Origin of the sequence: Candidatus Proelusimicrobium excrementi, from assembly GCF_937881865.1 — a bacterium.
In the GTDB taxonomy this organism is placed as follows: Bacteria; Elusimicrobiota; Elusimicrobia; order Elusimicrobiales; family Elusimicrobiaceae; genus Proelusimicrobium; species Proelusimicrobium excrementi.
Window position 1 is genome coordinate 1 of the sequence record NZ_CALGEO010000045.1, and the last position, 2,019, is coordinate 2,019.

Consider the following 2,019-nt stretch of genomic DNA (forward strand, 5'->3'; position numbering starts at 1 on the left):
GTTTTCTCCGTCGGTAAGCAAGATTATCGTCTTGCTTTTGGCCGCGCTGTCCTTTAAATGCCTGGCAGAAACGGCTATGGCGTCGCCTATTGCGGTGCCGAGCTGGTCGGAAAGCATATCCGTACTTATAAGATTTATATATTCCTTTACCGCAAAGTAATCCAAAGTCAGCGGGCATTGCAGCATGGCCGCACCGGCAAAAACTACAACGCCTATTCTGTCCGTGGCTCTTTTGTCAACGAACTCCGCGGCCGTTTGTTTGGCGGCGGACATTCTGTTCGGCTTAAAATCCAAAGCGGCCATACTGCCGGAAGCATCTATGGTAAGCATAATATCCACGCCTTTGGCCGGCGGCAGAATATGTTTGCCGTCTTTTTGCGGACGGCTTAAAGCCAATACGCTTAAAAACAAAGCCGTAACGCAAAGGCCCATCGGCAGCCATTTGGCCAATTTTACAAGCGTGGAATCCTCAAACTTTACGCCGGGGCCAAGCGGATATTTTACCGACGGAGGGAAAATCTTTCTTATAAGCACGGCCCCGAAAGCGGCGCAGAAAAGCACAATAAGCAAAAACAAAAATCCGGGATCGGCCAAACGGCTTCCGCTTAAAAATATCAAAGCAAGCAGCAGCAAAGCTACGGCCGCGGCTATTGCGGTCAGCAGATTATAAGCTATGGATAAAAATTTATCTTTTTGCATGGTCAAAATTAAGCCCCTTTCTCTTTGCTTTCGGCTTCCAGGCGCGGCGGGCGCGTATCAATAATTATATTGCGCATATTCCTTATGTCGGCGTCGCGCTGGGCTTCGGTCGGCTCGGCTTTGGCAAATTTAACATAATCGGCCGAACGCTGCAAATCGGCGAGCTGTTTCAAATCGCCTTTAAAAGCCGGCGTCTTTTTAAGGACGCGGATTAAATCCCGGCTGGTGTATTTATGCGCGTCTACGGCAAAACGCAGGGAAAGATAGTCCCTTAAAATATCTATCATGTTTATATAGAAAAATTTATATTGCCCCTCATTCCACAGGCCTCCGGCCAAAAGGTGATCCAATCTGTCAAGAGCGATTACGTCCAGCGGGCGTTTGTCTTCCTCAAAAGCTTTCAGCAGGCGGGCCTTATCCGCCGGGCGGCGTTTGATGTAAAAAGCGTAAGCTGCAAAAACGGCCGCCGCTATAGCAAAAATCCATAACAAAAGCCAATAATTAAAAGGCCTGTAAGGTGCGCGGATATCAAGGAGTTTTTCTTCTTTTATACCCGTATCTACGGTTTTGACTTCGGTGGGCACAGGCTCAGTTACGAAACGCTTTCCGTCATAGCCGGTAAAAGAAAGAGCCGTAAAAGTTGATACGCCCAAAGCGAAAGGCGCGGCTTTGATTTCTATGGTAAGGCCGCTTTCATCCGGGGAAGCGGAAATGATTTCAAAATCTTTTTGACTGTATGACTCTTTATCAAGTTTCGCGCGTTCGGGCAAAGTTACAAAAGCCGAAAAATCCTGAGCCAGTTTTACTTCTTTAGGAAAAGACGTAAAACTAAGCGTTTGCGCTTCAGGCCCTTGCGCGGCTTGGGGCAAAGCGGAATCTTCCGCAAACAATGAAGCGGCGGTTAAAAAAGAAAAAAACAAAAGGAAACAGATGGAAAAGAAAAGAATCTACACGTTCGTCGTTCCCATGTGCATCGTGATGCTGTTAGGGGCTGTCTGTTGGTGGGGGTACAACCAGCTGAGCTTCCAAGAGGAGCAGGCCGATGTGGACCTCTACACCTTGGTGCCTGCCGATTGCGAGGCACTGCTTGAGACGAAAGACATCGATGCCCTGCAGAAGACCATGAACGGTGCGCACTACATCCGGCAACATGGGGTGCTGAACGTGTCGGACTTGCTGAACCTGCTGGCCACCAACCTCGAGACCATCGCGAAACAACAGGCCCACGGCTTGAGTGCAGAAATGAACCGCCAACTGCTGGTGAGTTTCCACAAACCGGGTTCGACACACGACCAGGTCATTTACGGACGATTGGGCAAT

The 2,019-nt window shown here is 49.1% G+C and carries 2 protein-coding genes and 1 pseudogene; 1 reads left to right on the forward strand and 2 read right to left on the reverse strand.

From position 1 onward, the window contains the following. Together ACQY26_RS02330 and ACQY26_RS02335 are read right to left on the reverse strand one after the other, a co-directional pair. Window positions 1–699, reverse strand: a 699-nt coding sequence (locus ACQY26_RS02330; RefSeq protein WP_428047469.1) for a VWA domain-containing protein, incomplete at its 3' end; no start/stop codon positions are given. A gap of 8 nt (window positions 700–707) precedes the next feature. After that, window positions 708–1,619, reverse strand: coding sequence for a hypothetical protein (locus ACQY26_RS02335; RefSeq protein WP_428047470.1), 912 nt, complete (start codon window positions 1,617–1,619; stop codon window positions 708–710). Between the two features lie 10 nt (window positions 1,620–1,629). Between ACQY26_RS02335 and ACQY26_RS02340 the strand changes: the two are divergent. Next, window positions 1,630–2,019 (forward strand): annotated as a pseudogene (locus tag ACQY26_RS02340) (hypothetical protein); the annotation flags it as partial.